Source organism: Psychroserpens sp. SPM9 (genome assembly GCF_025153525.1).
Lineage (GTDB): Bacteria > Bacteroidota > Bacteroidia > Flavobacteriales > Flavobacteriaceae > Psychroserpens.
Genome location: NZ_JANZNR010000015.1, coordinates 1 through 6,022, shown reverse-complemented (window position 1 = coordinate 6,022; position 6,022 = coordinate 1). Strand labels below are relative to the sequence as shown.

General features: G+C 29.9%; 8 protein-coding genes. 2 read left to right on the top strand and 6 right to left on the bottom strand.

The window, feature by feature from the left end:
- Nucleotides 1–279: 279 nt before the first annotated feature.
- The 6 genes from N4270_RS16860 to N4270_RS16835 all read right to left on the bottom strand — a co-directional run bounded on the left by N4270_RS16860 (nt 280) and on the right by N4270_RS16835 (nt 3,966).
- Nucleotides 280–801, bottom strand: coding sequence for an OmpA family protein (locus N4270_RS16860; RefSeq protein WP_260098528.1), 522 nt, complete (start codon nt 799–801; stop codon nt 280–282).
- Nucleotides 802–915: 114 nt separating this feature from the next.
- Nucleotides 916–1,668, bottom strand: coding sequence for a WbqC family protein (locus N4270_RS16855; RefSeq protein WP_260098527.1), 753 nt, complete (start codon nt 1,666–1,668; stop codon nt 916–918).
- Nucleotides 1,655–2,494 carry a hypothetical protein gene (locus tag N4270_RS16850; RefSeq protein ID WP_260098526.1) on the bottom strand — a complete coding sequence of 280 codons (840 nt, stop codon included), beginning with the start codon at nt 2,492–2,494 and terminating at the stop codon, nt 1,655–1,657. Before N4270_RS16850 ends, N4270_RS16855 begins: the two co-directional genes overlap by 14 nt.
- 213 nt (nt 2,495–2,707) lie before the next feature.
- On the bottom strand, nt 2,708–3,088 hold the full coding sequence (locus N4270_RS16845) for a hypothetical protein (RefSeq protein ID WP_260098525.1): 381 nt from the start codon (nt 3,086–3,088) through the stop codon (nt 2,708–2,710).
- Between the two features lie 148 nt (nt 3,089–3,236).
- Nucleotides 3,237–3,677, bottom strand: coding sequence for a hypothetical protein (locus N4270_RS16840; protein ID WP_260098524.1), 441 nt, complete (start codon nt 3,675–3,677; stop codon nt 3,237–3,239).
- Nucleotides 3,664–3,966, bottom strand: a complete 303-nt coding sequence (locus tag N4270_RS16835) for a hypothetical protein (protein ID WP_260098523.1) — start codon at nt 3,964–3,966, stop codon at nt 3,664–3,666. Before N4270_RS16835 ends, N4270_RS16840 begins: the two co-directional genes overlap by 14 nt.
- 260 nt (nt 3,967–4,226) lie before the next feature.
- On the opposite strand from N4270_RS16835, the gene N4270_RS16830 reads away from it, so the two are divergent.
- Together N4270_RS16830 and N4270_RS16825 are read left to right on the top strand one after the other, a co-directional pair.
- On the top strand, nt 4,227–4,946 hold the full coding sequence (locus N4270_RS16830) for a putative quinol monooxygenase (RefSeq protein ID WP_260098522.1): 720 nt from the start codon (nt 4,227–4,229) through the stop codon (nt 4,944–4,946).
- A gap of 76 nt (nt 4,947–5,022) precedes the next feature.
- Complete coding sequence (locus N4270_RS16825; protein ID WP_260098521.1) at nt 5,023–5,886, top strand: helix-turn-helix domain-containing protein; 864 nt, start codon at nt 5,023–5,025, stop codon at nt 5,884–5,886.
- The last annotated feature ends 136 nt before the right edge of the window (nt 5,887–6,022 follow it).

The following is a 6,022-nucleotide window of genomic DNA, read 5'->3' as shown; positions in this document are numbered from 1 at the left end:
GATTAAAAGTTTTAAATCGAAACCTACTTTTTTGTAGGAATTTTTTCGGCAGTGTTGTTTTTTGTCTTTCATTAGGTATGTTGCTAAAAGGTTTAATTTTTAGTCAACCTATTTCAGGAAAGTACGTGTTTTCAAATTGCAGGTAACGTGTATGTGTATGGTTAGTTGCGTACAAGTACGCTGTTATTCTTTGTTAAGCAATATAGTGAATTGTGAGAAAAAATCCTGCGCTTAACCAACATTAGCAATTAATTATACACGTTGTTGTGAGTAGTATTATCACTTAATTATTTCGAAATATACTCGTCTATTTTCCTTTATATACAAATCGTTAGGTCCAACTGGTTGTTCAGCTTTTTCATCTAGTATTTCTATTCGGTCTTTTTCTATTCCGTTTTTTAGAAGAACATCACGAATAAACTCCGCACGTTCGAGTGATAACTTTGTTTGACTTTCATATTCTTCAGAATCTGAATTTCCATGAATACGAACTTTAATTTCTTCATTTTTTATTAGCATTCCAATAAAAGGGTATAATTCGCTTAAATTATCAGTTGAGTTACAATTTTTCTCAAAATATACTGGATTAGGATATCGTATTTCAATTACCAAACCTTCTTTTTTCATTTCCTCTTTATCTTCCCAATCCTTTTTTAGTATCTCTCCAATAGAATCAGCTTTTTGTGTAAGAACTTGTGAAGATAATTTTTTGACATTTTTTAGCTTTACACAATTGTATTTTGTGCTTCCACACGAAACTAGAAATAGAAGTGTAATTATTAAATAAAGAGGTTTTCTCATATTACTCACAACGTGTTCGTGTATGGTTAGTTGCGTGTAAGTACGCTGTTATTCTTTGTTAAGCAATATAGTGAATTGTGAGAAAAAATCCTGCGCTTAGCCATCAAACCGCAATTAATTATACACGTTGTTGTGGGCAGTTTTTATTCTCCAGGTTTCCTTGATTATTTTTTCACTTTCTTTTTTTCCAATTAAGAATAGATAGTGAAGAATACTCATTTCGTATGATTTTGGATAAATTGAGTTATTTATCTTTTCAAATTTAGAAACAAATTTTTGTTGACTTATTTTAATACCGTTTTTTCTGAATGGACTTATTCCATGATATGATACTCCACCACCTTCACCAAATAAATAACGTTGAATATTATTTTTTCTACAAATATTAATTAGCTCATCTGAAGGGTTTTTAAATTTTTCAAAATGATGAGCAAATTCAAATTCACAATTAATATTAAGATAATCACAGATTTCAGTTTGAAGTTCAACGTTTAGTTCACTTAAAAACAATTTATTTCTATTTTTATTTATTATTTCATTTATGAATTCAATATTTTCTCCATAAAATTTTTCATTGCCATAAGAATGAAGTAAAGTTTTAGTTAAATTTTCTGGCCATTTTTTATCCGCTATTCTTACATCTTGAATTAATGTATTTCTCTTTGAATGTATTGGTATTGTAAACCAAATTGGTTCCTTTTGGGTATTTTGAATTCTTGTTCTATTCTGAAAGTATGCTCTTCTGAACTGAACATTATCTTGAACTATATAAATATCACAATTAGCTAGCTTGTTAAAATAACCAAGCCAAGCTAAAAAATGAGGTTGATGTATTATACCAGTCTTTAGACCTTTACTTTTGTTCATCGACCAAAGGTTTAATTAGCTCTAATATAAGTTTTTCATTGACAATTTTTCCGTTTTGTATAAGTTTATCGGAAAGACGCCAAGCCTGATCATAATAGTTTTTGAATACTTTGGTTAGTTGTTTATTCTGAACTTTAAATTTTTCATTACCATTTGCGCTACTTGTAAATAATATTTCATCATTATCAATTAGAGTAAATTGTACTCTTGGGAAATCACCACCAAGTTTGCTAATGTCAAAATATGCACAAGAATACCTGCTTTTTTTGCGTGTATTCTTTTTTGCCATTTCATAATGATATTTAAGTTTTTGAAGTCTCTCATAGTGAGGTTTTGAAGTGTCATTTTCAAAAACAAAAATTTCATCATAATTAATTCCTCCATCAGCTACTGTTTGAATTTTTTCTAAATATTTTGGTTGTGGTGCATCTAATTTCCCTTCTTTATCGAAAGAAGCCCAAGTCAAATCATCAATTTTTTCTGAAGCTGTGGATATTCTAAATTCATAATATTTTTTATGATACTCGCTGTTTGGAAAAATCTCTACTATTGCAGTTGTTAAACGGTTAAGCACTTCAAAAGTTCTTTCTTGTCGCTTAAGTTCAAAGTCATCTCGTTTTTCTTCATCTTCGATAAATTTGTCAATTTTTTTTTCGTTTATTTTATTATTATACCAGATTAGAGACAAAAAAATTCCAAAATAAGTAAAAATAATAGATCGAAATCCGTCATCATCTAATTCTACACCTACAAATTTTCTAAAAATTAAAAATGTTGTTCCTAATAAAAAAAGTAATGTTGCCCAGTTTTTAGTTAACCAATTCATATTTATATTATTTATTCCAGTGTTTCTTTAAATTGCCCACAACGTATTTGTGTATGGTTAGTTGCGTTGGCTAGAACTAAGTTAGTAAAAGAAAACGAACCAGAGGAAAATCCGTAGGATTTTCCGAGTATGCTCAGAATGAGCAATTAATTATACACGTTGTTGGCTACAGTTTTTTATCCGATTCAATTCTTTTGTTCATCAAATCTTTTTTCAATGATTTTTTAATTCTTTGATTTTCTCTCTCAATTCATGAATAAAAGTCAAGAATTTCATTCTCATTGAGCATTCTGGACAAAATTTATCTTTTCCCATTTTGGGATTGTCAACAGATTTTACAAAGTTCATGTTTTCAAATCCGATTGTAGTTCCATCATTAAAGCCAAGAAAATCAGTTTTATAAGAACCAAAATCAATTTTGCAAAAGTCACATAGTTGAAGAGTTAAGCCATTATATAAATCGTAAACATTAAAATTCCCTCCGTTTTCTTTAAATTTTTGAATATCTTCTTCAAAATGTCCGCAATCATGACAAGGTGTACATTCTACTAATTCTAAACTTGAATAGCATATTGGGCATTGTTCTGTTTTCATTTTAAATTGTTGCCAACGTGTTCGTGTATGGTTAGTAGTGTTAGAGAACTAAGTTAGCAAAAAAGAACGAAGAGCGCGGAAATTCGGCAGAATTTCCTGAACCATCTTTAAACACTATTAACTATACACGTTGTTGGCAACTGTTATTCTATTTATTCACGCCATTCATTCCGCCATATTTATTAAAAATCAGTTCCATTTGATCTAATGATTTTTTCAAATAAGATTGGTCGCTATGAAAATCAAATTCCAATTTATTGTCATTCGCTAAAATTTCTTGATATTTTCCCCAAATACCAACTTTCCCAAATTCATATTTCACTGTCAATTCCAAATTACTTTCGTAAGAGTCAAATTCCGCAATGCCGTTCAATTCCGTGTGGCAGTTTTTTAGTTTATTGTAAAACTTGAATAATTCGCCAGTAGAGGAGTGAAATCCACTTTTTACATAATAAGAACCAATTTCAATTTCAATTGCTAGTTTACATTCATATCCTCCTTTAAAACAAGTTTCATTTGGATACCCATAAACTCCCTCAATGAGAATGATTATTATTCCATTGTTTCCTTTGATCTCAATTTTTTCCATTAATTATTTTGTCAAGTATTTCTTTTCCCAGCTCATTGAATGCCTCACTCCATTTCATATTTCTCTTTTCTGCATAAAGAAAGACTTGATTTGGCCATCCTTGATTTGAGCCATAAATGTTATGTTCAGTTTCAAGAAGTTTTTTAAGTTTAGATGTAAATGCTTTATTGTCTGTTCCAGCTTCAAAACCATGGACGAATGAAGTTATTGTGGCTCTATCGATTGGGTTAATCCACATTGAAGTCCTATCTAAAAAATGCTCTAATATCTTAAGTTCTTTCGGATTCATTTAATTGTTGCCAACGTGTTTGTATATGGTTTGTTGCGTGTTTTAAGCACCTAATTTAGCAAATAAAAACAGAATAGAAAATCCGCGAGGATTTTCGTAAATAGGCTAGAACTAGCAATAAATTATATACGGTGTTATGTGCATACTGGATTCAATAGTATTGCTTTTTTTGAAAATTGTCCATGCGTTAGTAATAAACATCCATTCCATAGTCTTTTGTTTCGTCTCAAATTTGCACTGTAACAAATAAACAAGAAACGATGAAAACTAAAGTTCCATTAAAATTAGCATTCCTAGTTTTTCTACTAGGATTTACAATTCAAACATTTTCAAAATCTAAAAACACAAACATTATGAACAGTACAAAAAAAGAAACTATCGGATTATTAGTAATTATGAAAGCAAAAACAGGAAAAGAACAAGACGTCAAAAACTTCTTACTTGGTGGATTAGCATTAGTAAATCAAGAACCTCAAACAGTATCTTGGTTTGCCTTTCAAATAGATAATAATACTTTTGGTATTTATGATACTTTTGAAGTAGAAGAAGGAAGACAAGCACATTTAACAGGCGAAGTTGCGAAGGCATTATTAGCAAATGCAGGTGATTTATTAGAGAACTTTGATCCTAGCACAGATATTCAAGCAGTAGATGTATTAGCATCTAATCATAAATCCGGATTGCAAAACAAGGGTTTGCTTGTTATTATGAAATCTAAAGAAGCAAAGACAACAGATGTTGAAAACTTCCTTAATGTCGGCAAACAATTAGTTGGTGACGAGCCAAAAACTTTATCTTGGTATGCTATAAAAATAGATGCTACTACATATGCAATCTTTGATACTTTTGCAGATGATTCTGGTAGAGATACACATTTAACAGGGAAAGTTGCAGCAGCACTTATGGAAAATGCGCCTGTTCTTTTAGATGGTTTTGAAGCATCAGCAATTCAAAAAATAAACATCATAGCTTCGAAATAATTGTTATCTTTAGAAAGGAGTGTAACAAACACTCCTTTCTTTTTAATACGTAACATTAAAGAAGAAATAGACTCTTATGGCTCAAATTATTATTGATAAGCAAAATGGTGAACTGGCATTTAGACTAGAAAGGTTTGAAAATCTTAATCAATTTGACCATTTACAGCGAAAAAATTATTATTCTATTATTTTACTAAAAGGAAACAATTACAAGTTAAATGTAGATGTTTCTAATTATGAATTACAAGGCAACCAAATGATTTGCTTGTCACCTTATCAACCATTTATGATTTCTTCTGAAGAGTCTTGTTCAGGCTGGTTATTAAATTTTCACCCTGACTTTTTTTGTACATATCGACATCAAAATGAAATTGAAACAGAGGGCATTCTTTTTAACAACTTTCATGGATTACCACATTTTAAAATTTCTGAAAAAGCGTTGTTTTTTAACCTTATAGATCAAATTTCAAAAGAAATGGATAGAGATTCTATTGCTCAGCATGAGGTTCTTGTGGCTTTTTTAAAGGTGTTTTTAATAGAAGCTGTGAGACAAAAAAAACAATCCAATAAAGATATAGTGCCAAAATTTTCTGATGATCAATCTGAAATATTGCAAAATTTAGTAGATTCTATTGAGAAGAATTATCCTGAGTTACACTCTCCGAAAGATTATGCAGATGTTTTATGTGTTAGCACTAAAACATTGGCTGGAATTGTGAAAAAATATTTACAGCAAACACCTAGTTCGTTAATTTCTAATAGAATTATTATAGAGGCTAAACGCGAACTATATTTAACCTCAAAACCTTTGAAACAAATCGCAGCTAATCTTGGGTATGACGATGAATTTTATTTTAGTAGGTTTTTCAAGAAGAAAGTAGGTGTTTCTCCCGATAATTATAGAAAGACAGTAGGTTTTGCTAAACTAGAAAAATTATGATTGTCAGTATGTGTATTATACTGAAATAGGTTGACCTTTTTTTGGTTCATTTTTCGTCAATTAAAAGGTCAAATATTCTAAATTTTGTTTGTTCTTTTTGTAGGAACAGTATTTTACATTTTGGTTAAGATGAACA

Bases quoted from the DNA above. Each gene is read 5' to 3' on its own strand.
- N4270_RS16850 (WP_260098526.1), bottom strand. From the start codon at position 2,494: ATGAATTGGTTAACTAAAAACTGGGCAACATTACTTTTTTTATTAGGA.
- N4270_RS16825 (WP_260098521.1), top strand. From the start codon at position 5,023: ATGGCTCAAATTATTATTGATAAGCAAAATGGTGAACTGGCATTTAGA.
- N4270_RS16855 (WP_260098527.1), bottom strand. From the start codon at position 1,668: ATGAACAAAAGTAAAGGTCTAAAGACTGGTATAATACATCAACCTCAT.
- N4270_RS16835 (WP_260098523.1), bottom strand. From the start codon at position 3,966: ATGAATCCGAAAGAACTTAAGATATTAGAGCATTTTTTAGATAGGACT.
- N4270_RS16840 (WP_260098524.1), bottom strand. From the start codon at position 3,677: ATGGAAAAAATTGAGATCAAAGGAAACAATGGAATAATAATCATTCTC.
- N4270_RS16860 (WP_260098528.1), bottom strand. From the start codon at position 801: ATGAGAAAACCTCTTTATTTAATAATTACACTTCTATTTCTAGTTTCG.
- N4270_RS16830 (WP_260098522.1), top strand. From the start codon at position 4,227: ATGAAAACTAAAGTTCCATTAAAATTAGCATTCCTAGTTTTTCTACTA.
- N4270_RS16845 (WP_260098525.1), bottom strand. From the start codon at position 3,088: ATGAAAACAGAACAATGCCCAATATGCTATTCAAGTTTAGAATTAGTA.